Origin of the sequence: Bradyrhizobium sp. SZCCHNR3119 (assembly GCF_032487775.1) — a bacterium.
Classification (GTDB): domain Bacteria; phylum Pseudomonadota; class Alphaproteobacteria; order Rhizobiales; family Xanthobacteraceae; genus Bradyrhizobium.
Map to the genome: position 1 here is coordinate 573,964 of NZ_JAUEUV010000001.1, position 22,149 is coordinate 596,112.

Consider the following 22,149-nt stretch of genomic DNA (forward strand, 5'->3'; position numbering starts at 1 on the left):
GGCAGTGTCTGTTATTGCCAAAGGGAGGATTGCCATGAGTGGTTTTGGTCTGGCGGACGGAGCAGATGGTGCTGACGGGGCAGATGGCGCAGACGGCGCCGATGGTGCAGCAACCTCGGGAGTAGTCGCCGGCCGCATTTCGCCATTGATCCGGCCGATCGGCATCTCTCCAGCCCTGGAAAAACGTACCAACGAGGATTGGTTCAGGGGTACGCGATGGCCGCCGTTCGATGTTTCGGCAGGCTTTCCCAGGACCACATGCAACAGCTTTCCCGATGGTGCATGGAGCTCATACCACTTCTCGATCGTGGTGCTCGGTGAGTTCGTGAAGGTGCAGGGCTGGGACACGATCGATCTGCAGGCCGTGGCACCTATACCCACGGGCGCCGGCCTAAAGGCAGAACTCGACGAACTGCAGGAACTGGTGGACTACCGAGCCGGCGTCATGGCCGAGGCGCTTGCTCAGATGAACAAGATCGATCTCTATTTCAGCGGCCTTTTGATGTTCAACAGGTCATCGCATCCCGCCACTTACCGTCTCGTCCAGAGCGCGCTCCGCGTCGCCCAGTTTGTGGCCATGCATTACAAGTTCAATCCGGGGCGACAACCCGGTTCAACGTCGCCGATGCCCCCGCGGCCGCGCGCTTCGCAGCTCTCACTCGCACTGATGCCGCCGATCGACGTACCAGGGCATGCGTCATACCCGAGCGGCCATTCCACCGAAGCTAACATGCTTGCAAGCATACTTGCGCAGGTGATGCCGCAGGCTGCTTCGACACCGATCGATGCCGCCGATCCCGAGAGCACGCCGCTGCGGCGTGTCGCGCAAAGGATCGCGCGCAACCGTGAAGTGCTCGGCCTCCATTATCCTTCCGACAGCAAGGCCGGGAAGCACCTGGGCGAGACCGCGGCCACGCTTCTGCTTCCATGCCCGACCGTGACCAAGCTCGTCGCGGCGGCAAAGAGCGAATGGAGCTGAGGATGATTAGACAGTTGATCGTCATGCAGTCCGAAGGGGCTGGCGACATCAGCGACGGACCTCGCCTCCCGACAGCGGGTTTGACCGCCATAGAGGCCCGTCTGCGCGCGTTGCTCGCGGAAGACGATGCGGGCCGATGGCGTGTGCTCAGCGTCCCGGACGAGAGCTGGCGCGTCCGTCTGACACAAAGGCTGCCCGAGCCTCCGCCTCCATTGAATGAACTGGTCGTCTCGATCGAATGCACCGACAGCGCCGATGTGGAGTTGTTCCGCCGCGCAGTCGATCATGCGAACGCCCGTGCGAGGGCGCAAGACAAGACCCAGCCGTTCAAGGCGGTCGGCGCCGACATTGCGCTTTCCCAGTCCGAGTTCTTTTGCCCCACCAATCCGGACCAGCTCTTGTTCGGCGACCGGGATATTGCGAGACGGCTGACGGGTGCCGACGCACTCGGTGAGCAAGGGCTGACCGGACGCGGTGTCAATGTCGTCGTCATCGACCAGGGCTTTGATGCGAGGTTGGTCAAGAATTTCGGCGGCGGCCTTGCCAACGGCGACGTTGAGCCCGGCAGCACGAGGCGAGGTCACGGACCGATGATGGTTCGCAACATCGCCGATGCGGCTCCCGACGCGATGTTCTACGACGTCCCACTGCTCCCAGCCCGCATTGGCGACGTCACGGGCTTCATCAGCACCGCCCTTCATGTATTCTATCTTCTCGATGCCTTGATTGCTTACCTGCGGCAGCTTCCTGTGCCGCAGTGGAAAGGCCCCTGGGTCTTGGTCAATGCGTGGTCGATCTTTGATCGTTCAAGCGAGCACCCGCGCGGCGACTACACCGAACGGCGCGATCATCCGCTCAACGCAATCGTAGGGACCATCGGGGCGGCAGCCGACATCGTTTTCGCCGCCGGCAATTGCGGCCAGTTCTGTCCCGATCGCCGCTGCGGGAAAGCCGACGTGGGACCAGGCAGCAGCATCTTCGGCGCCAATTCGCACCCGGACGTCCTGACCGTAGGAGCGGTCAGAACCGACGCGCGTTGGGCAGGCCGTTCGTCGCAAGGTCCGGGCCAACCACAGCTCTCGAGACACAAGCCAGATCTATGCGCACCCAGCTATTTCCGGGAGGTCGGCGCCGATGCCTTCGCCGGTAATGTCGACGGCGCCTTCCTGAGCAACGACGGCCCACCCTACCTTGCGAGCACGGGAACGTCGGCTGCATGCGGACTCGCGGCGGGCATAGTCGCGGCCATCCGCAGCGGATGCGATCAGACATCGGTGTCACCCGGCCAATTGCGACAGCTCCTGAACGATCACGCCCGCAAGGTGGAGGGCCCGAGTTGGAATGGGCAGCTCGGCCACGGCATCATCAATGTCGAGGATGCGCTTGCAGCGTTGAGCGATACAAGCGCATGAGCAGAGCAGACACGCGTTCGCTTGCGCGCAGGACGAGTCCGACGCGGTTTCACGGCCAGTCGGCGAAATCGAGCGACGGCCGCAGCCGGCCGCTCCGGGCGCGCGCCGCGACGCTGCGCCGCCACGCCCCGGGCGCCTCGCCGGTGTGCCTGGTGAAGAAGCGGCTGAAATAGGCGGTGTCCTTGAAGCCGAGCGCAAAGGCGATCTGTTTCACGGTTGCGCTGCTGGTCTCCAGTCGGCGCGCCGCCTCCTGCACGATGCGCTGCTGGATCAGCTCACTCGGCGAGCGCTGCAAGGCGCGGCTGCACAGCGCATGCAGCCGGTCCGGCGTGACGCCCAACAGCTGCGCATAATCGGCGACGCGCAACTGCTGATGATGCCGCTCCTCCACCAGCCTGCGGAAACGGCGCAGAACGTCGGCGCTGTTGCCTGGCGCAGCGCCATCGGCCTCATCGGCAAACAGCCGCCAGAAGCGCAGCACGCAGAGCGAGAGCTCAGCCGACAGGATCGCAGCGCTCGCGCTGCGCGCGGGAGCGGCGAGCTCGGCGGCGATCGAGGCGATCGAGCGTCCAACCGCTGCAGCCAGATCGGCGTCGACCGGAAAGGCAAGGATGCCGGCCACGCCGGCCAGGTCGAGATAGGCGGTTTCCGCCGATGGCGGCAAATAGCGATGCCAGCTGTCCGCGCGCAACCGCAACAGATGCGCACGCGCTCCCGCCGAAATCTCGAGCCGCTCCGCCGATCCGGCCGGCAACCAGATCAGCGCCGGTCCGAACCAATCGCTGACCTCGCCATTCTCGTGTGCCGCTGCCCTGCCCGAAGCGAGCGACAACAGGTGGATCGAAGGCTGCGCGGCCCGCGAAGTCAGTGCCCATTGCCGCTCGGCTAAATGGGAGGCGATCGCTTCGGCGGCGACGGGATGGACAACCTCGGGGGCGAGCGGCGGCCGCTCCCGGCGGCCCGGGCCGGGCTCCGCAAGGGGCAACCGGGCGCCGGATAAGTGCAATTTTTTGCCGGATCGGTCCATTGCGGGAGGGAACCCCACAGTGCTTGCTTGGTCAAGACCCGGCGGCCGCGACGACAATGCGGACAAGGAGACCGGGAAAGGGAAACGCACATCGGCACGCGGCAAGCCCGCCTGCCCAAGGGAGGAGGCTCGACATGGTTTCGGCACAGCGTCGGACATGGCTGCGCATGGCCAGCCTGACAGCATTGGCCGCGGCACTGGGGACGTTCGCATCCCCTGCCGCCGCGCAGGACAAGATCCGCATCGGCTACACGATCTCGAAGACCGGGCCCTATGCCGGCGGCGCCGGGATCACGACCTTGCCCAACTACCAGCTCTGGGTGAAGGACGTGAACGCGGCGGGCGGCATCAAGCTCGGCGACAAGCGGCTTCCGGTCGAGATCGTCGAATATGACGACCGCAGCTCATCCGAAGAGGCCGTGAAGGCGATCGAGCGCCTGGCCAATCAGGACAAGGTCGATTTCATCCTGCCGCCCTGGGGCACCGGCCTCAATCTCGCGGTCGGCCCGACCTTGAACCGGCTCGGCTATCCGCACCTCGCGGTCACCTCGGTGACCGACAAGGCGCCGGAGCTTGCCAAGCGCTGGTCCAATGCCACCTTCTGGCTCGGGACCTCGGCGCAGATCTCGCAAGGCCTGGCCGACCTGCTCGGCAAGCTGAAGAGCGAGGGCAAGATCGAGGGCACCGTCGCGATGGTCAGCGTGGCCGACCAGTTCGGCATCGAGCTCGCCGCCGCCGGCCGCAACGCCTTCAAGAAGGCCGGCTTGAAGATCGCCTATGACAAGACCTATCCGCTCGGCTCGCAGGACATCCAGCCGCTGCTCAAGGATGCGATCGCTTCCAACGCCGACACCTTCGTCGCCTTCAGCTATCCGCCGGATACGCTGGCGCTGACCGAGCAGGCGCAGCTCCTGAAGTTCAACCCGAAGGTCTTCTATGTCGGCGTCGGCACCGCGTTTCCGCTGTTCAAGGACAAGTTCGCCGGCAACGCCGACGGCGTCATCGGGATCGGTGGCTGGGACGCGGATTCACCGCTGCTGAAGGACTACCTCGCCCGCCACAAGGCCGCGACCGGCCAGGAGCCGGACCGCTGGGCCAGCCCGATCACCTATGCGAGCCTTCAGGTGCTGCAGCAAGCGATCGAAAAGGTCGGCAAGGTCGATCGCGCGGCGGTCGCCAAGGAAATCCGCACCGGCACCTTCGACACGATCATCGGCAAGATCAAACTGAAGGACGGGCTGCTGCAGGAGGTCTGGGCCGTCGGCCAATGGCAGAACGGCGAGTTCTATGGGCTCGCGCCGGCGACGCTGGCCGGCGCCCGCGCCGCCGTGGTTCCGAAGCCCGCGTGGAAGTAAGAGGCGGCTAGGCAGGCGGCCACCGGCCGCCTGCTCCGCCGGCGATGAGGCGCCGCCATGTTGCTGTTCGACATTCTCCTGCCCGGCCTTGTGCTTGGCGGCATGTATGCGCTCATCGCGCTCGGGCTGACGCTGCAATATGGCGTGGCGCGCATCATGAACCTCTCCTATGGCGAGGCGCTGGTGGCCGCGAGCTTTGTAGCGTTCGCGCTCTACAGCGGGCTGTCGCTGAGCCCGCTGCTCGCGCTGCTGCTCGCCGTGCCTGTCGCAGCGGTGCTGAACTGGCTGCTCTACCGGCTGCTGCTGGTGCGGCTGATCCGCCGCAACAAGGACGCCGGCGCCCAGGAGATCGACAGCATCCTCGTCACTTTCGGCGTGCTGTTCGTGATCCAGGGCCTGATGCTGGTCGCGTTCGGCGGCCAATATTACAGCTACAGCTATCTCTCGATCCCGGTCGTCATTCTCGGCTCGACACTGGCGGTGAACCGGCTGGTGGCGCTGGCGTTCGCGGCCGTGATCGGCACCGCCGTCTATCTCGCGCTCACGCGCACGCGGCTCGGCACGGCGATGCGCGCGGTTGCGGTCGATGCCAGAGCGGCCAGCCTGGTCGGCATCGACGTCGCTGCGCTCGCAGGACTCGCCTTCGCCTTCGGCGGCGGACTGGTCGCTGCCGGCGGCGTGCTGGTCAGCATGTTCCTGACCTTCAACGCCGCCATGGGCGTCGTCTTCACCATGAAGGCGCTGGTGGTCGTGATCATGGGCGGCGTCGGCAACGTCATGGGCGCCTTGATCGCGGGCCTGCTGCTCGGCATCGTCGAGACCGCGGTGGCGCGTCTGGTCGATCCGGGTCTCACTCTGGCTGCCACCTATGCGCTGTTCCTCGCCGTGCTGCTGGTGCGGCCGACCGGCCTGTTCGGAAAGGCCGCGCGATGACCGGCCGCAACGCGATCCTCATTGTCGTCGGCCTGCTGACCGGCGCTGCGATCCTCGCCTTCCCGCTCTATGCCAACGGCTATTATCTCGCACTCGGCATCAGCATCCTCTATTTCACGGTGCTTGCGACCGCCTGGGCGATGTTCTCCGGCCCGACCCGCTACATCTCGCTTGCCACTGCTGCATTCTTCGGCATCGGCGCCTACAGCGCGGCTGTTACAGCGGACACCCTGTCCTGGCCGCTGCAGCTCGTGGTCGCAGCCGCCGCCGGCGCGGTGGTCGCCGCGGTCACCGGGCTGTCGACCCTGCGCCTGTCCGGCATCTACTTCGTGATCTTCTCCTTCGGCCTCGCCGAGCTGATCCGGCAGCTCGTGATCTGGTATGAGGTCAACATCTCCAAATCGGTGGGGCGCTATCTGTTCAGCGACATCACCCAGGAGATGCTGTACTGGCAGCTCCTCGCACTTGCCGCCGCCGTCCTGCTCACCGGTTATCTGCTCAGCCGCTCGCGCTATGGACTGGCGATGCGCGCGATCGGGGCGGACGAGACCGCGGCGCGGCACGCCGGCATCAACGCGACGCGCGTGAAGCTCGGGGTCTTCGTAATAAGCGCCGTGTTCATGTCGGTGACCGGCGCGATGATGGCGCCGCGCTGGACCTATATCGATCCGGCGATCGCCTTCAACCCGATGATCTCGTTCCAGGTCGTGATCATGGCCCTGCTCGGCGGCGCCGGCCATCTGCTCGGCCCGCTGCTCGGCGTCGTGCCGCTGGTGCTGCTGTTCGAGGTGCTGACCGCCACACTGCCGAACCATTTCAGCATCGTGGTCGGCCTGATCTTCATCGCGATCGTGATGGCGCTGCCGCAAGGCGTGATCGGGCTGATCGCGCCGCTGCTGCCGCGCTCGCATCCCAAACCGAAAACGGCGCCCCCGATCGTCGATGGCGAGCTGCTTGCGGTCGAGGCCGTGAGCAAATCCTTCGGCGGCCTGCGCGCCGTCGACGCCGTGAGCCTCACCGTCCGGCCGGGCGACATCCTCGGCGTGATCGGTCCGAACGGATCGGGCAAGACCACCCTGCTCAACATGCTCTCGGGCGCGCTGGCCCCCACCGCCGGCACGATCCGGCTCGGTGGTACGGTCATCACCGGCCTGCCCGCGCATAAAATCGCGCGGCTCGGTCTGGCCCGCACCTTCCAGCTCGTGCGGGTGATGCCGGAGCTCTCGATCGCGGAGAATGTTGCCGCGGCCGCGCTGTTCCGTGCCGGTGCAAGCGCGGGCGGCGTGACGGAGATCCACGATCTGCTGCAGCTGGTCGGGCTCGACCGGCCCTCGGACACGCCCGCGGGCGAGCTGACCTATATCGATCAGAAGCGGCTGGAGCTCGCCCGCGCACTCGCACTGAACCCACGGGTCCTCTTGCTCGACGAATGGCTGGCCGGGCTCAATCCAAGCGAACTCGAGACCGGCATCGCACTGATCGCGCGCTTGCGCGATCGCGGAGTGACGATCGTCATGGTGGAGCATGTGATGGACGCGATCCGCGCCCTCTGCAATCGCTGCCTGGTGATGAGCGCGGGCAAGGCGATTGCCAGCGGCACGCCCGCCGACGTGCTCGCCGATCGTGCCGTCATCGCGGCCTATCTGGGAGAAGCCGATGCTTGAGGTCTCGCGTCTGTCGCATTCCTACGGCAAGCATCAGGCGCTCGCCGATATCGCCCTTCGGATCGAGCGTGGCGAAATCGTCGCCATTCTCGGCGCCAACGGCGCCGGCAAGTCGACCTTGCTTCAGGCCATCACCGGGCTGATCAAGCCTGCCGCAGGCTCAGCCATCCAGTTCGACGGCGCGGACATCGCAGGCCTGCCGCCGTATGTGATCGTCGAGCGCGGCATTGCGCTGGTGCCGGAGGGACGCGGCGTGTTCGGCGAGCTGACGGTGGCCGAAAACCTGCAGCTCGGCGCCTTCCCGGCGCGCGCCCGCGAGGGCGAAGCGCAGCGGCGCGCGCATGTCATGCAGTTGTTTCCGCGGCTGGCCGAACGCATGGGCCAGGTGGTGCGGACCATGAGCGGCGGCGAGCAGCAGATGGTCGCAATCGGCCGCGCCCTGATGTCCAATCCGGCGCTCTTGCTGCTCGATGAGCCGTCGCTCGGGCTGTCGCCGCTGCTGAGCCGCGAGGTGTTTCGCGCGCTGGAGCGCATCCGTGCCGACGGTGTCGCCATTCTCCTGGTCGAGCAGAATGCCCGCGCGAGCCTCGACATCGCCGACCGGGTCTATCTGATCGAATCCGGCCGCAACGCCGGACACGGCCCGGCGAACGACATGAAGAACAATCCCGACGTCCAGCGCGCCTATCTCGGCGGAGCGCGCACGGCGTCCGCTGCCCCCCTTTGAATCATGAAACGATGGAGAGACCGATGAATGCGATCAACCTTCTGATCGGCGGCAAGGATCAGGCCGCAGCCAACCAGCGCACCTATCAGCGCCTCAATCCGATCAGCGGTGAGATCGCGAGCATCGTCGCGGCGGCCTCGGTCGAGGACGCGGTGCGCGCAGCCGATGCCGCAGCCGCCGCCTTTCCGGCCTGGTCGCAGCTTGGACCCGGCGAGCGCCGCAAGCGCCTCAGTGCCGCCGCCGACGCGCTGGCCCGCCATGCCGCCGAGTTCACCGCACTGATGATGGCAGAGACCGGCGCGACCGCCGGCTGGGCCGGCTTCAACGTGCATCTCGCCGAAGCCATGCTGCGCGAAGCCGCCGCCATGACCACGCAAATCGCGGGCGAAGTGATCCCGACCGATGTGCCGGACAACCTCGCGCTCGCCTTCCGGCAACCGGTCGGCGTGGTGCTCGGCATCGCACCATGGAACGCGCCGGTCATTCTCGGCGTGCGCTCGGTGGCAATGCCGCTCGCCTGCGGCAACACCGTCGTGCTCAAGGCCTCCGAGATGAGCCCGGGCGTGCACCGCGTGATCGGCAGCTGCCTGGCGGAGGCCGGCCTCGGCGATGGCGTGGTCAATGTCGTCACCAACGCGCCGGAAGATGCGGAAGCCGTGGTCGAGGCGCTGATCGCGCACCCCGCGGTGCGCCGGGTCAACTTCACCGGCTCGACCCGCGTCGGCCGGCTGATTGCGGTTGCCTGCGCCAAGCATCTGAAACGTGCGCTGCTCGAGCTCGGCGGCAAGGCGCCGCTCGTCATTCTTGATGATGCCGATCTCGATGCCGCGGTCGATGCGGCCGCCTTCGGCGCCTTCATGAACCAGGGCCAGATCTGCATGTCGACCGAGCGCATCGTGGTCGACGACAAGGTAGCGGATGCGTTCGTCGCGAAGTTCGCGGCCAAGGCCAACAGCCTGCCCTACGGCGATCCCCGCACGGGCAATGTCGTACTCGGCTCGCTGGTGTCAGGCGCGGCCTGCGACCGGGTCGGTGCGCTGATCGATGACGCGCTCGCCAAGGGCGCGACGCTGGCCGCCGGCGGCCGCGGCACCGGAACGATCATGCCGGCGACCATCGTCGATCACGTCACGCCGGCGATGCGTATCTATGGCGAGGAGAGCTTCGGCCCCGTCGTCACGGTGGTGCGCGTCAGCGGTGTCGACGAAGCCGTACGCGTCGCCAACGACACCGAATACGGCCTCTCCTCCGCCGTGTTCGGCCGCGACATCGCCCGCGCGCTGGGCGTGGCCAAGCGGATCGAGGCAGGCATCTGCCACATCAATGCGCCGACGGTACATGACGAACCGCAGGTTCCGTTCGGCGGCGTCAAGGCGTCGGGTTATGGCCGCTTCGGCGGCAAGGCTGCGATCGACGAATTCACCGAACTGCGCTGGATCACGGTGCAGACCGGCCCCCGGCATTATCCGTTTTGAGAATGAGATCATGATGCGATTGGAAGGAATCGGATCATGATCCCATCATTGATTGAGCATGATCTCCGCGCAAACGCCTATGGCGTTTGTCGCGAGGGAAAAACGGTTCCACTTTTCCGGATCATGCTCTAAGGCGGCAGCGGTGTCTCGGCGATGTCGAGCAGCGCGCCGAGACCGTGGCGCAGGCTGCGCATCCGCACCTGCTCCGAGGACAGGCCGAACGCCAGCAGCGAGCGGCCCGTCGCCTCATAGACATGGCCGAACGGGAACGACGGCAGCGTCGCGTCCGGCTGGTTGGTGTCGATCAGGCCGAGCCAGTTGCGCCCCTCCGGCACCTCCGGCAGCGTGAAGTTCACGACGTCATAATGGGCGTTGTAGATCAGCAGAAGCGTCGCGTCCGAGCCGCGGCGCTTGACGCCGGTCTCCTGCGCCCGGCCGTCGAGCAGCATGCCGAAGCAGCGCGCATTGCCGTCGGTCCACTGCGCCAACGTCATCTCCTCGCCTGATGGCGACAGCCAGGTCACGTCCTTGACGCCGAGCTCCTCGTTGAGAGAACCGACCAGGAAGCGGCTGCGATAGAGGATCGGAAACGCCTTGCGCATCGCGATCAGCTTGCGGGTGAACTCGCGCAAGCTGCGTCCCTGCGGCGTGATCGCCATCCAGTCGAGCCAGGTGGTCGCGTTGTCCTGGGCATAGGCATTGTTGCTGCCGTGCTGGGTGTGGCCGAACTCGTCGCCGGCGAGCAGCATCGGCGTGCCGTGCGACAGCAAAAGGGTCGCCAGCAGATTGCGCTTCTGCCGCTCGCGCAGTTCGATGATCTCGGGATCGTCGGTCGGCCCCTCGGCACCGCAATTCCAGGAATGATTGTTATCGTGGCCGTCGCGATTGTCCTCCCCATTCGCCTCATTGTGCTTGTCGTTGTAGGAGACGAGGTCGTTCAAGTTGAAGCCGTCATGGGCGGTGATGAAGTTCACGCTCGCCCACGGCCGGCGGCCGCGCTTATTGAAGAGATCGCCCGAGCCCGAGATGCGCTTGGCGAAATCGGCCAAGGTGCCTGGATTGCCCTTCCAGAACGCGCGCACGGTGTCGCGGAACTTATCATTCCACTCGGCCCAACCCGGCGGAAACTGCCCGACCTGATAGCCGCCGGGACCGATGTCCCAGGGCTCGGCGATCAGCTTGACGCTGGAGAGCACGGGATCCTGCCGGCAGGCATCGAGGAAGCTGCCGCCCTCGTCGAAGCCGTAGGGCTCGCGCGCCAGGATGGTGGCGAGGTCGAAACGGAAGCCGTCGACCCGCATCTCGGTCGCCCAATAGCGCAGCGAATCCGCAACCAGCTGCAGCACGCGCTGATGCGACAGGTTCACGGTGTTGCCGGTACCGGTGTCGTTGATGTAGTAGCGCTTGTCGTCGGGCAGCAGCCGGTAATAGCTCGCGTTGTCGATGCCCTTGAACGACAGCGTCGGCCCGAGCTCGTTGCCTTCGGCGGTGTGGTTGTAGACCACGTCGAGGATCACCTCGATGCCGTTGGCATGGAACTGGTTGACCATGGTCTTGAATTCGGTCGCGAGGGGCGTCTTCAGGTAGCGCGGCTCGGGCGCGAAGAAGCCGATCGTGTTGTAGCCCCAGTAATTGCGCAGGCCCTTCTCGACCAGATAGCTGTCGTCGATGAAGGCGTGGATCGGCAACAGCTCGGCGGAGGTGATGCCGAGCGAGCGCAGATAGGCCGGGATGTCGTGACGGGCGAGGCCGGCAAAGGTGCCGCGATCGGCGTCCGGCACCATCGGATGCAGCTTGGTGAAGCCCTTCACATGCATCTCATAAGTGACGGTGCGCTCCCACGGAATCTCCGCCTTGCGCGGCACGCCCCAGGTGAAGGCCGGATCGATTACGCGGCACTTCAGCATCAAGGGCGCGCTGTCACGCTCGTCGAAGGAGAGATCCTTGTCGGGATGGTCGAGCTGATAGCCGAACAATTCCGGTCCCCAGCGCAAGCTGCCGACCAGCTGCTTGGCATAGGGATCGATGACGAGCTTGTTCGGATTGAACCTGTGGCCGGCGTCGGGCTCATACGGACCGTACACCCGATAGCCATACACCGTACCGGGACGCGCGGTCGGCAGATAGCCGTGCCAGACTTCGTCAGTATATTCGGGCAGCTCGATGCGCTCGAGCTCGGTTTCGCCGCCGTCGTCGAACAGGCAGAGCTCCACCTTGGTCGCGTGCGCGGAGAAGATCGCAAAATTGACGCCGAGCCCATCCCAGGTGGCGCCGAGCGGAAACGGCCTGCCTTCGCTGATCGGGGCTCTTCTCAAGGTGAACACAGCCTGAGCCAGAGCATCGCTCGGCGCGGTCGGTTGATCCATGATCGCCCCTGCCCGGTTTGGGTCGTCGTTAAGATGATGCCTCAGCCGGCGTGATGACCTCCGCCGCCACGCTCTCGGTCGCGGTGACCGATGCAATCACGGCGGCCGGCGGCACGTCTGCGGGCGCCGACAGCTTGCCGGTGCGCTGCGAATGCACTTCCTTGGAAATAGCAGCGAGGGAATTGCCGATCCGGCCGACCATCTCGGTCAATTCGGCCTGCGATAACCCGAGCCGTCGTGTCACGATACGGACCTGGACCGGATCGGCAAGATCGAGCTTGTTGCGGATCGGTTGGATTTTGGGACGGCGCATCGGTTTCCTCCTGCGGGAAGCTAACCGCCGGTTGTGCGATTGGTTCCCCGCCGGCTATCTGATCCCGGCACGCAGAAAGCTCTGGATGAAGGCGCGCTGGAAGACGAGGAAGGCGAGCATCAGCGGCGCCGACGTCATCAGCGCAGCGGCCGAGATCACCGACCAGTCGACGCCCTGGTCCACCGAGGCGAACACCTGCAGGCCCACCGTCAAAGGCCGCGTCTCGACCGAATTGGTCACGATCAAGGGCCACAGGAAGTTGTTCCAGTGATAGCTGACCGAGACGAGGCCATAGGCGACATAGACCGGCCGCGCCAGCGGCAGGTAGACCCTTAAGATCGTCTGCAGCGTGGTCGCGCCTTCCATGCGCGCGGCATCGTCGAGCTCTTTCGGGATCGACTTGAAGGTCTGGCGCAACAGGAAGATGCCGAACGCCGACGCCACATAGGGCAGCCCGATGCCGGTCAGGGTATCGATCAGGCCGAGCGTCTGCAGGCTGCGATAGTTCTCCATGATCAGGACGTCCGGCGTGACCATCAGCTGCACCAGGATCAGGCCGAACAGCACCTCGCTTCCGACGAAGCGCCAGCGTGCCAGCCCGAAAGCCGCCAGCGTGCAGATCACGAACTGCGCGGCCATGATGCCGAGCACCAGCACCACCGTGTTGAGGAAATAGCGGGCGAACGGCGCAGCGACCCAGGCGTGGCTAAAATTCTCCCACGTCAGCGGCGCGAGCGGATCGAAATGCGTGGCGAAGGCGGAGGGATGGATCGCGGCCCAGATCGCGTAAAGCAAGGGCAGCGCCCAGATCAGGCCGAACAGCCAGGCGGCCGCGATCATACCCGATCTGATCAGCCGCGCGGAGGATGCCGGCCCTTGCGTCATCGGTAATGGATCCTGCGGTCGAGAGCAAAGACCTGCACCAGCGCGACCAGCGCCAAGGCGGCGAGCAGCACCACCGTGAGCGCGGCCGCATAGCCGGTGTCCCAGAAACTGAACGCGACCTGATAGACGTAGAACAGGAGCATCGTGCTGGCGTTGTTGGGTCCGCCGCCGGTCATCGCGATCACCTGATCGACGACGCGGAAGGCGTTGATCAGCGCGTTGACCGCGACGAATAACGTGGTGGGCATCACCAGCGGCCAGGTGATCCGGCGAAACACCAGCCAAGCGCTGGCATTCTCCATCCGTGCCGCCTCATAGAGCACCGGCGGCACCTGCTGCAGCGCCGCCAGATAGAAGATCATGAAGAAGCCGGCCTCCTTCCACACCGTCACCGCCATCAGGGCCGGCAGCGCGGTGGCGGGATCGCCGAGGAAATTGACGCTGGAGAGCCCAAGCCCGTGCAGGAACTGGTTCAGCAGGCCGTAATCCGGCGTGTAGAAGAACAGCCAGATGTTGGCGGCGGCGACCATCGGCAGGATGGTCGGGGTGAAGAAAGCGAGCCGCAATGCTGCACGGCCCGCGATGCGTTCCTTGATCCAGAGTGCCATGGCAAGCGCGAGCGCAATCGACAGTGGCACCGTGATCAGCGCGTAGATCAGATTGTTCTTCAGCGCGAGCCAGAAGATCGGATCGTCCAGCATGTGCCGGTACTGATCGAAGCCGAGAAAGGCCGGCGGCCGCTTGCCGCGGGGCGTCGCGTAGAAACTGTCGACGATGGTGAGCACCGCCGGCACGTGGGTGAAGGCGGCGAGCAGCACGACGGCCGGCAGGGCCAAGAGCCAGCCTTGCACGTGGATGTTGAAATGCGGTGTGCGGCGCTGCTGCTTCATCGACCAGACCGTAGGGCGGGCAAAGGCGCCCAGCGCCGTGCCCACCATCTTTTCTCTACGACGAGCGGTGGGCACGCTTCGCTTTGCCCACCCTACGCTCTAACGATCAGTGCTTATAGGCGGCGAGGATGCGGTCGGCCTCGGCCTGGGCCTGGTCGAACGCGGGCTTGGCCTCCTTGGCTCCGGTCAGGACTGCCTGCAGCGCATCATTGAGCGCCTTGGTGACGCGCTGATTGTCGTGGGTGGAGAGTTCGGCCACGGCATCCTTGAGCTGATCGCGGGCCACCGCAGCGGCCGGGAATTCCGCGACATACTTCTTCATCGCCTCGGTCTCCCAGGCGTCAGGCCGCGTCGCGACATAGCCGGTGGCGATGCCCCAGTCCGCGGCGCGCTCGGGCGTCGACAGGAAGCGGGCAAACTCCAGCGCCGCGGCCTGCTTGGCCTTGTCCGAGGTCTTGAAGATGTAGATGTTGCCGCCGCCGGTCGGCGAGCCGCCGCGCACCTTCGACGGCATCGGCGCCACGCCGAAGGCGAACTTGGCGTTGTTGCGGACGTTGGTCAGGTTGCCGGTGGTGGTCCACATCATCGCCGTCTTGCCTTCGAAGAAGTCCTTCGGCGTCGTGCCCCAATCGATAATGCCCTTCGGCATCACCTCGTCCTTGCGGCTGAGATCGGCGAAGAACTGCGCGGCCTCGATCACCTTGGGATCGTTATAGGCAACCTTGGTGCCGTCCTGGTTGGCGAGGATGGCACCGTTCTGCGTGGTCAGGGCCTGGAACAGCCAATAGGGAAAGCCGGAGGACGGAATCTCGAGACCCCATTGCGTCGTCGTGCCGGAGGCATCGCGCTTGGTCAGCTTCTTGGCCATGGCGACCATCTCGTCCCAGGTCTTGGGCGGCGTCTCGGGATCGAGGCCGGCGGCCTTGAACGCATCCTTGTTCCAGTACTGCACGATCGTGGAGCGCTGGAACGGAATGCCCCAAGTGTGACCGCCCGACTGGCTGTTCTCCATGAAGGCCGGGTAGAACGACTTGATCCAGGCCGCATCGGCCGCCGACGTCGCGATCGCGTCGTACGGTTCGATCATGTCGTCGTCGATCAAGGTGAACATGTCGGTCGAGAGCAGCACGGCCACATCAGGCGCGTTGCCGGCCTTGGCTGCGGTGATCGCCTTGACGATCGAATCCTGGTAGCTGCCGGTATAAACCGGCTTCACGGTGATGTCCGGATGCGCCTTGTGGAAGTCCGCGGCATAGCCGTCGACGATCTTGGTGATCGGGCCGCCGACTGCAATCGGATAATAGAACGTGATCTCGGTAGCGGACGCAGATGCGGCACCGAGAAGAGCGGCCGACAGCATGGCGGCACAGGTGAGCCGTGCGACAATATTCATGAAATCCCCCGGTTGGACAAAGCTCGATGAGGTGGTGAAAGCGGTTCGACAATGGGTTCAAGTGCGAGACGATCGCCCGTCGTTGCGTCGAAGACGTGGGCGGCCGAGTTCTCCCAGGCGAGGCCGACGGCCGCGCCAAGTCCCGGCACCTGATCGCCGCGCGTGCGGGCGACGAGCGGGCGTTCGCCGATCATGCAGGTGACGAGCGCTTCGGCGCCGAGATATTCGACCGCGGTGACAGGTGCATGAAAATGACCGCGGCCGTCTGACGCATCCAGGGCAATGTCCTCCGGACGCAATCCAAGCACCCGCCCTCGCCCTGTGCCGGCGAACAGCGCCGGCCCGGCAGTGCCCGCAATCACGGCCGCACCGTTCGGGCCGTCGTCGAGATCGAGGAAATTCATCTGCGCACCGCCGATGAAGCGCGCGGCGAACAATGTCGCTGGCCGCTGATAGAGATCGGCGGGCCGGCCGTTCTGCTCGATCCGACCCTGGCGCATGAGGATCACCCGATCGGCCATGCTCATGGCCTCGGTCTGGTCATGCGTCACATAGATCATGGTGATGCCGAGCCGCTGCTGCAGGGCGCGGATCTCGCGGCGCAGTTCCTGACGAAGCTGCGCATCCAGATTCGACAGCGGCTCGTCGAGCAGGCAGACCGGAGCATGAGCGATCAAGGCGCGACCGAGTGCGACGCGCTGCTGCTGGCCGCCGGACAGCTGCGTTGGCTTGCGCTTGAGCAACGGCTCCAGACCCAGCAATGCCGCGACCTCACCGAGGCGCCGGGCCCGCTCCTCCTTCGCGACGCCTCGCACCGAGAGCCCGAAGGTAATATTGTCGGCGACCGAAAGGTGCGGAAACAGCGCGTAGGACTGGAACACCATCGCGACGCCCCGCGCCGCTCCGGCGAGGCCGCGCACGTCGCGGCCATCGATCAGGATCGCTCCCGCCGTCGGCTCGTCGAGGCCGGCGATCAGCCGCAGCATGGTCGACTTGCCGCAGCCGGATGGCCCGAGCAGCACGACGAGATCGCCCTGCGCGACTGCAAAGGAAACGTCGTCGAGCGCGACGGCGTCGCCAAACGCCCTGCTCACCGCGCGCACGTCGACACTGGTCATGATGCTAGGCGTCCAAAAGCTCCGGAACATGCGGCTTATGCCGCGTGGTCCCGCTTAAGAAGCTCTGATGAAGGTTATATGACACGCGCTCCGGCTGCAATCGGCCCGCCATGCGCCGCCGAAGCCGGAGGGGAGCCCTATCGGCTAGCCGAACAAATGCGCGAGCCAGAATGCTGCACCGGCGGCGAGGCCACCGACCAGCAGCGTCTGCAGCGCCGACTTGATCTTATTGACGCCGGTGAAGTGGCCCTTGATCGCGCCGAACGCGACCAGGGCAACGCCGGTCGAGACCACGGAAATACGCAACGCCGTGGTGATGTCGTGAGCCAGCATGTAGGGGATCAAGGGAATCAATCCGCCGACGATATAGGAGCCGCCGATGGTCGCTGCGCTGATCGGCGCGCGCTTCGGATCCGGGCGTTCGAGACCGAGCTCAAAGCGCATCATGAAATCGACCCAGTGCTTGCGATCGGAGGCGATGGCATTGACGACGGAGGTCAAGGTGTCGCCCTGAAGGCCATAGTCCCGGAAGATCGCCGCGACCTCCGCGATCTCCCGCTCGCGCAGATGCTCGATCTCGGCATGTTCGCGCGTCTCTTCCGCCGCATAGTGCTCGGCATCGGTCCGGGCCGCGAGAAAGCCGCCGAGGCCCATCGCGATCGCACCCGCGACGACCTCGGCGAGGCCGGCGGTGACGATCACGTCGGTACTGACGACCGCGGCGGACAAGCCTGCGGCAAGGGCAAACGGCACCGTCAAGCCATCGGCCATGCCGATCACGACGTCACGAACGCTCTCCGATGCCGTGAAATGCTTTTCGATATGCGGCGTCGCGGGCATGCGAACCTCCAGCTCTGATTGAGCGCGGCTTTCGAGTTTGAAGTTCCTGACGAGGTTCTATTCCGCCTGCATGACAATAACTAGGACTGCGCGCCCGGCATCATCCGGAGCAGAGTGCGATCGCGCAGCACGTAGTGATGCACCAGTGCGGCGGCCGCATGCAGGCCGACGATGACCATCAATCCGTTGGCGAGCGTCTCATGCAGCTCCTTCATGTTATGCATGAAGGCGCGATCGCCGATCCAGGGCGATGGGATCTCGAACAGCCCGAATACCGGCAAGGGAAAGCCGCGCGCGAATTGGGTCACGATGCCGAGCACGGGAATGGCGAACATCAGCGCGTAAGTCAGGAGATGGACCATCTCGACGACGCGTCCGGCCCAAGCTCCGAATCGTCCACCGAGCTTGCTCGGTTCGAGCGCCGGCGGCGGATCGAAGAGACGCCAGCCGAGGCGCACGAAAGCCGTGCCAAACAGCGCAAGCCCGAGCGAGATGTGAATGAACAGGCCGACCTCATGGGAGGCGCGTGGCATGGAATCGCCGAGCTCGCCGGTGAACCAGGCCGCGAGCACCAGCACGGCCACCAGCCAATGCAGCGCGATTGCGACCGCGCCATAGCCCTTGGCAGAGTTCCGCATGCGCACCGCCAATCCCCCCTTTTGCCAATGTCGATGTATGAGCCGGTGCACGCAGCGATGCAGCTCAAGCATTCCCAGCCGGATAGGCTGCCGGGATAATACGAAGCCCGCGTCGGGGGGCTGACGGCCGATGTCAGCGAATTGTCAGGATATCGGGCGCTGCCGCGAACCAATGCCCACCCCTCCCCCGGGCCGAGGGCATTTCTCGGCAGGCGCGATCTCCACCCTCGCGCCGCCAAGCTCGGAGCGGCCGATCCGAAGCTGCCAGCCATAGGCTTCGAGAACGTCTTGTACGATGGCGAGCCCCAATCCGCTGCCCGGCGCCTGCTGGTCGAGCCGGCCCCCCCGTTCCAGGACGCGAGCGATCTTTCGTTCCGGAATGCCCTGGCCGTCATCCTCGACGATGACGGCCAACGGAGCTGCGCTCGCCACGATGCGCACGGTGCTCTCGGCATGACGCGCGGCGTTCTCCAGCAGATTGCCGAGCACCTCCGCCAGATCGGTGCGGTCCATCGCGATCATCACCTCGTCGCGCACTTGGCTCTCGAAGGCGACACGTGCGCCCGCTGGCGTCCGCGCCAACGTCGCGATCAGTGAAGCCAGCAGCGGCTTCAATTCGGTCGTGGGATTACCGGTCGCGCGTGCCGTGCCGCGCAGGCGCGCCAGCGCGAGTTCACGGTCGACCTGGCGGCTCATGGCTTCGGCAACCGCCTCGATATTCTCTGCAAGCTCCGTTTGGCCGAGCTCCTTCAGGCGCGTCGCATCGGCCGCGAGCGCGGTGAGCGGCGTCTTGAAGCCATGGGCGAGATCGGCGGCGCGGCTCCGCGAGCGCACCATCTCCCGCTCCTGCGCGTCGAGCAGCGCATTGACCTCCTCGACCAAAGGCGCGACTTCCGTCGGCACCGCGACCGGCAGATGTCTGCGCTTTCCGGCGCGGATCTCCGCGATGCCGCGCTGGAGCTCCGCCAGGGGGCGCAGGCCGAGGCTGACCTGAACCGAGGTCGCCAGCGCCAGGACCAGCGCGAGCACGGCCAGCGCAATCGACAAATCCTTGGCGAAGGCCCGGACCGCATCGGTGGAGCGCGCCAGATCCGAGGCAACGGCCGCGCGCACCCGGATGCGGCTCTCGGGATTCATCAATACGCTGCGTTCGGCGACCAGCACGCGGGCGTCGCCGGGGCCGACGATTTCGTGCTGGTGCACTTCGCTCGGTCCTGGCTGGTCGACCGGCAGGACAAGGATCGTGTCCCAGAGCGACCGTGAGCGCAGGAACTGACCGCGATCGTCGCTCACCTGCCAATACAGGCCCGACAGCGGCTCGGCGAAGCGGGGATCCGCCGGCGGCCGCGCCACGATGATGCGGCCATCGGAGCCGACTTCGAGACCGGTCAACAATTGCCGCAGATGGACGTCCAGATCCGCGGCGAGCGTGCGCGCGACATGGCGCTGGAACAGCACCACCAGGCCGGCGCCGGCGACACCCAGCGCGAGCAGAATGGCGACCGTGCCGGCGGTCACCAGCCGCAGCCGCAGCGAGCCCCATCTCATTCCGATGGCCCCTGGATCAGGTAGCCGAAGCCGCGCCGGGTCTCGATGATCTCGCTGCCGAGCTTCTTGCGAACACGGCGGACCAGCACCTCGAGCGCATTGGAATCGTGCTCGTGCCCCAGCCCATAGACGTTCTCCTCGAGTTCGTGCTGGGGCACCACGCGGCCGTTCTGCCGCAACAGATACGCGACCAGACGGTATTCGAGCTGCGACAGCGCCACCGGCACGCCGCGCATGGTGACTTTCATCTGGCGTTCGTCCAACGCCAGATCGCCCGAGGTCAGCACCGACGAGGCATGGCCGGAGGAGCGACGCACGATCGCCCGCAGCCGCGCAAGCAGCTCCTCGTTGCGGAACGGTTTTGGCAGATAGTCATCTGCGCCGGCATCGATGCCGTCGACGCGCTCGGCCCAGCTCGCCCGCGCCGTCAGGATCAGCACCGGCATATGCCGGCCAGCGCTGCGCCAGCGCTTGAGCACCGAAAGCCCATCCATTCCAGGCAGGCCAAGATCGAGGATGACGGCGCCATAGTCTTCGGTATCTCCGCGAAACCAAGCCTCCTCGCCGTCAGCGACGGTTTCGACCAGGTAGCCGGCAGCCTGCAGCGTTCGCGTCACATCGGACGCCAGCCGCGAATCGTCCTCGACCAGCATCACACGCATCACTTTTCCACAATCCACTCGATCTCGCCGCTATGCGGATCGACATGAACCGCAAGCACGCGACCATCACGACCGATGACCCGGAATTCATAGACCCACCGGCCGCGCTCATGCTCGATGTCGATGCCGGTCACGTCGCCGCCTAACCGGCCGCGCAGCTTCGACAGAATCTGCGCCAACGGCAAGGCATCGCCGGACTCGACGGCGCGGCGCATGGCGTCCCAGCGCTCGCGATCGCCGTCGCGCGGAGCGGCCGACGCCACGCTCGCAAGCGAGATCAGCGCGACAAGCAGCGCTGGACGCGTGAGACGTAAAAGACAATGCAGGCGCATGATCATCCCAGCCAGATTAGCACAATGCCAAATCCCGGCTGACAGATCGCTGACAGGGATCAAACCGCGCCCGAAACCAGTGCGGTGGCGGTCTACCTCGCCCGGCCGAAGCATCGCCGCGCTGAGGCGAGCAGCGTTAACGAGGTTCCACCACCTCGCCGTCTTCCTTGACGAAGCGGCCGACCGGCCTGTCCAGGAGATCGATGACCAGCTCCGACGGCCGGCAGAGCCGTACGCCTTTCGGCGTCACCACAATCGGCCGATTGATCAGGATCGGATGCTGCATCATGAACGCTATCAGTTCGTCGTCGGTCCATTTGGGATCGTCCAGCCCGAGCTCCTTGAACGGCGTGCCCTTCTCGCGCAGCAGCGCCCGGACCGGAATGCCCATCGCCGTGATCAGCTCGCGCAGCCGCTCCGGTGACGGCGGAGTTTTCAGATATTCGATGACGGTCGGTTCGACCCCGCTCTGGCGGATCATCGCCAGCGTATTGCGCGAGGTGCCGCAATTGGCGTTGTGATAGATCGTGACGGTCATTGCCGCGCCTCCATGGCCGGTTTCGACTCGGCCGCTCCGGCTTCGTACCAGGCGCGGGTCGCCTTGACGATGCGGACCACCGACAGCATCACCGGCACCTCCACCAGGACCCCCACGACGGTCGCGAGCGCCGCGCCGGACTCGAGGCCGAACAGGCTGATCGCGGCGGCCACCGCAAGTTCGAAGAAATTGCTGGCCCCGATCAGCGCAGCCGGAGCCGCAACGCACCACGCCACACCGAAACGCCGGCTCAGCCAGTAGGCCAGGCCTGCGTTGAGATAGACCTGGATGAGGATCGGCACGGCAAGGATCGCGATGACGGCCGGCTGCCTGACAATCTGCTCGCCTTGGAAGCCGAACAGGAGCACCAAGGTCGCAAGCAGCGCGACGAGAGAGAGCGGTTGTAGCGTCCGCATCGTCCGCTCGAAGGCGCCGCCGCTGGCGTGGAGCAGCATGCTTCGCCAGACCTGAGCCACCGCCACCGGCACCACGATGTACAGGACCACCGAGAGCAGCAGAGTATCCCAGGGAACGGTGATCGAGGCCACGCCGAGCAGGAGGCCCACCAGCGGGGCGAACAAAAACACCATGATGACGTCGTTCAGTGCGACCTGGCTCAGCGTGTAGTGAGGCTCGCCTTCGCAGAGATTGGACCACACAAAGACCATCGCGGTGCAAGGCGCTGCTGCAAGCAGGATCAAGCCGGCGATGTAGGAGGAGATCTGCCCTGCGGGGAGCATCGGCGCGAAGACATGGCCGATGAAGAACGATCCGAGCAGCGCCATCGAGAACGGCTTGACCGCCCAATTGATAAAGAGCGTCACGCCGACGCCGCGCCAGTGTTCGCGCACCTGGCCCAGCGCTCCGAAGTCGATCTTGAGCAGCATCGGCACGATCATGAGCCAGATCAAGACCGCGACCGGCAGATTGACCTTGGCGATCTCGGCCGCAGCGATCGCGCCGAAAAAGCCGGGCATGACGTGCCCCAGCGCGACACCTGCCACGATGCAAAGTGCGACCCAAAGAGTAAGATAACGTTCAAAAATGCTCATGA

General features: G+C 65.5%; 21 protein-coding genes. 7 read left to right on the forward strand and 14 right to left on the reverse strand.

All coding sequences use genetic code 11. From position 1 onward, the window contains the following. The first annotated feature begins 34 nt into the window (after positions 1-34). Both QX034_RS02725 and QX034_RS02730 read left to right on the forward strand, forming a co-directional pair. Entirely contained in the window at positions 35-979 is a 945-nt protein-coding gene (locus QX034_RS02725; RefSeq protein ID WP_315704325.1) for a hypothetical protein, read from the forward strand. A gap of 2 nt (positions 980-981) precedes the next feature. Then, positions 982-2,391, forward strand: a complete 1,410-nt coding sequence (locus QX034_RS02730; RefSeq protein WP_315727768.1) for a S8 family serine peptidase — start codon at positions 982-984, stop codon at positions 2,389-2,391. Positions 2,392-2,440: 49 nt separating this feature from the next. Here QX034_RS02730 and QX034_RS02735 read toward each other — a convergent pair whose 3' ends face one another. After that, positions 2,441-3,376 carry a helix-turn-helix domain-containing protein gene (locus QX034_RS02735; RefSeq protein ID WP_315704327.1) on the reverse strand — a complete coding sequence of 312 codons (936 nt, stop codon included), beginning with the start codon at positions 3,374-3,376 and terminating at the stop codon, positions 2,441-2,443. A 176-nt stretch (positions 3,377-3,552) separates the two neighbouring features. On the opposite strand from QX034_RS02735, the gene QX034_RS02740 reads away from it, so the two are divergent. Genes QX034_RS02740 through QX034_RS02760 form a run of 5 tightly spaced genes read left to right on the forward strand, consistent with a single transcriptional unit; the run spans position 3,553 to position 9,572 of the window. Continuing rightward, on the forward strand, positions 3,553-4,773 hold the full coding sequence (locus QX034_RS02740) for an amino acid ABC transporter substrate-binding protein (RefSeq protein ID WP_315704328.1): 1,221 nt from the start codon (positions 3,553-3,555) through the stop codon (positions 4,771-4,773). A 57-nt stretch (positions 4,774-4,830) separates the two neighbouring features. After that, positions 4,831-5,706 carry a branched-chain amino acid ABC transporter permease gene (locus QX034_RS02745; RefSeq protein ID WP_315704329.1) on the forward strand — a complete coding sequence of 292 codons (876 nt, stop codon included), beginning with the start codon at positions 4,831-4,833 and terminating at the stop codon, positions 5,704-5,706. Further along, entirely contained in the window at positions 5,703-7,370 is a 1,668-nt protein-coding gene (locus QX034_RS02750; protein ID WP_315704330.1) for a branched-chain amino acid ABC transporter ATP-binding protein/permease, read from the forward strand. The genes QX034_RS02745 and QX034_RS02750 overlap by 4 nt, the downstream gene beginning before the upstream one ends. Further along, the gene (locus tag QX034_RS02755) at positions 7,363-8,097 is read left to right on the forward strand and encodes an ABC transporter ATP-binding protein (RefSeq protein ID WP_315704331.1); all 735 of its coding nucleotides are present in this window, start codon (positions 7,363-7,365) and stop codon (positions 8,095-8,097) included. Before QX034_RS02750 ends, QX034_RS02755 begins: the two co-directional genes overlap by 8 nt. 23 nt (positions 8,098-8,120) lie before the next feature. Then, positions 8,121-9,572: an aldehyde dehydrogenase gene (locus QX034_RS02760; protein WP_316194976.1), complete on the forward strand. Its 1,452-nt coding sequence runs from the start codon at positions 8,121-8,123 to the stop codon at positions 9,570-9,572. A 128-nt stretch (positions 9,573-9,700) separates the two neighbouring features. Here QX034_RS02760 and glgX read toward each other — a convergent pair whose 3' ends face one another. The 13 genes from glgX to arsB form a co-directional block, all read right to left on the reverse strand. Then, entirely contained in the window at positions 9,701-11,938 is a 2,238-nt protein-coding gene (glgX, locus tag QX034_RS02765; protein ID WP_316194977.1) for a glycogen debranching protein GlgX, read from the reverse strand. 28 nt (positions 11,939-11,966) lie between these two features. Continuing rightward, entirely contained in the window at positions 11,967-12,251 is a 285-nt protein-coding gene (locus tag QX034_RS02770) for a DUF3606 domain-containing protein (RefSeq protein ID WP_315727760.1), read from the reverse strand. A 54-nt stretch (positions 12,252-12,305) separates the two neighbouring features. Continuing rightward, positions 12,306-13,136 (reverse strand): carbohydrate ABC transporter permease, encoded by an 831-nt coding sequence (locus QX034_RS02775; protein WP_315704335.1) that lies wholly within the window; start codon positions 13,134-13,136, stop codon positions 12,306-12,308. Beyond that, the gene (locus QX034_RS02780; RefSeq protein ID WP_315806745.1) at positions 13,133-14,026 is read right to left on the reverse strand and encodes a sugar ABC transporter permease; all 894 of its coding nucleotides are present in this window, start codon (positions 14,024-14,026) and stop codon (positions 13,133-13,135) included. Before QX034_RS02780 ends, QX034_RS02775 begins: the two co-directional genes overlap by 4 nt. A 106-nt stretch (positions 14,027-14,132) precedes the next feature. Further along, entirely contained in the window at positions 14,133-15,419 is a 1,287-nt protein-coding gene (locus tag QX034_RS02785; RefSeq protein WP_315806692.1) for an ABC transporter substrate-binding protein, read from the reverse strand. Beyond that, positions 15,416-16,537, reverse strand: coding sequence for an ABC transporter ATP-binding protein (locus QX034_RS02790; protein ID WP_315704337.1), 1,122 nt, complete (start codon positions 16,535-16,537; stop codon positions 15,416-15,418). The genes QX034_RS02785 and QX034_RS02790 overlap by 4 nt, the downstream gene beginning before the upstream one ends. Positions 16,538-16,681: 144 nt before the next feature. After that, the gene (locus tag QX034_RS02795; RefSeq protein WP_316194979.1) at positions 16,682-17,377 is read right to left on the reverse strand and encodes a VIT1/CCC1 transporter family protein; all 696 of its coding nucleotides are present in this window, start codon (positions 17,375-17,377) and stop codon (positions 16,682-16,684) included. Between the two features lie 80 nt (positions 17,378-17,457). Next, positions 17,458-18,021: a cytochrome b gene (locus QX034_RS02800; protein WP_315704339.1), complete on the reverse strand. Its 564-nt coding sequence runs from the start codon at positions 18,019-18,021 to the stop codon at positions 17,458-17,460. A gap of 138 nt (positions 18,022-18,159) precedes the next feature. After that, positions 18,160-19,563 (reverse strand): HAMP domain-containing sensor histidine kinase, encoded by a 1,404-nt coding sequence (locus tag QX034_RS02805; protein ID WP_316194981.1) that lies wholly within the window; start codon positions 19,561-19,563, stop codon positions 18,160-18,162. Continuing rightward, positions 19,560-20,225: a response regulator transcription factor gene (locus tag QX034_RS02810; RefSeq protein WP_316168867.1), complete on the reverse strand. Its 666-nt coding sequence runs from the start codon at positions 20,223-20,225 to the stop codon at positions 19,560-19,562. The genes QX034_RS02805 and QX034_RS02810 overlap by 4 nt, the downstream gene beginning before the upstream one ends. After that, positions 20,225-20,671 (reverse strand): PepSY domain-containing protein, encoded by a 447-nt coding sequence (locus QX034_RS02815; protein ID WP_315704342.1) that lies wholly within the window; start codon positions 20,669-20,671, stop codon positions 20,225-20,227. The genes QX034_RS02810 and QX034_RS02815 overlap by 1 nt, the downstream gene beginning before the upstream one ends. Positions 20,672-20,693: 22 nt before the next feature. Continuing rightward, positions 20,694-21,095, reverse strand: a complete 402-nt coding sequence (gene arsC / locus QX034_RS02820) for an arsenate reductase (glutaredoxin) (protein ID WP_316168868.1) — start codon at positions 21,093-21,095, stop codon at positions 20,694-20,696. Next, on the reverse strand, positions 21,092-22,147 hold the full coding sequence (gene arsB / locus QX034_RS02825) for an ACR3 family arsenite efflux transporter (RefSeq protein ID WP_316168869.1): 1,056 nt from the start codon (positions 22,145-22,147) through the stop codon (positions 21,092-21,094). Before arsB ends, arsC begins: the two co-directional genes overlap by 4 nt. Between the last annotated feature and the right edge of the window lie 2 nt (positions 22,148-22,149).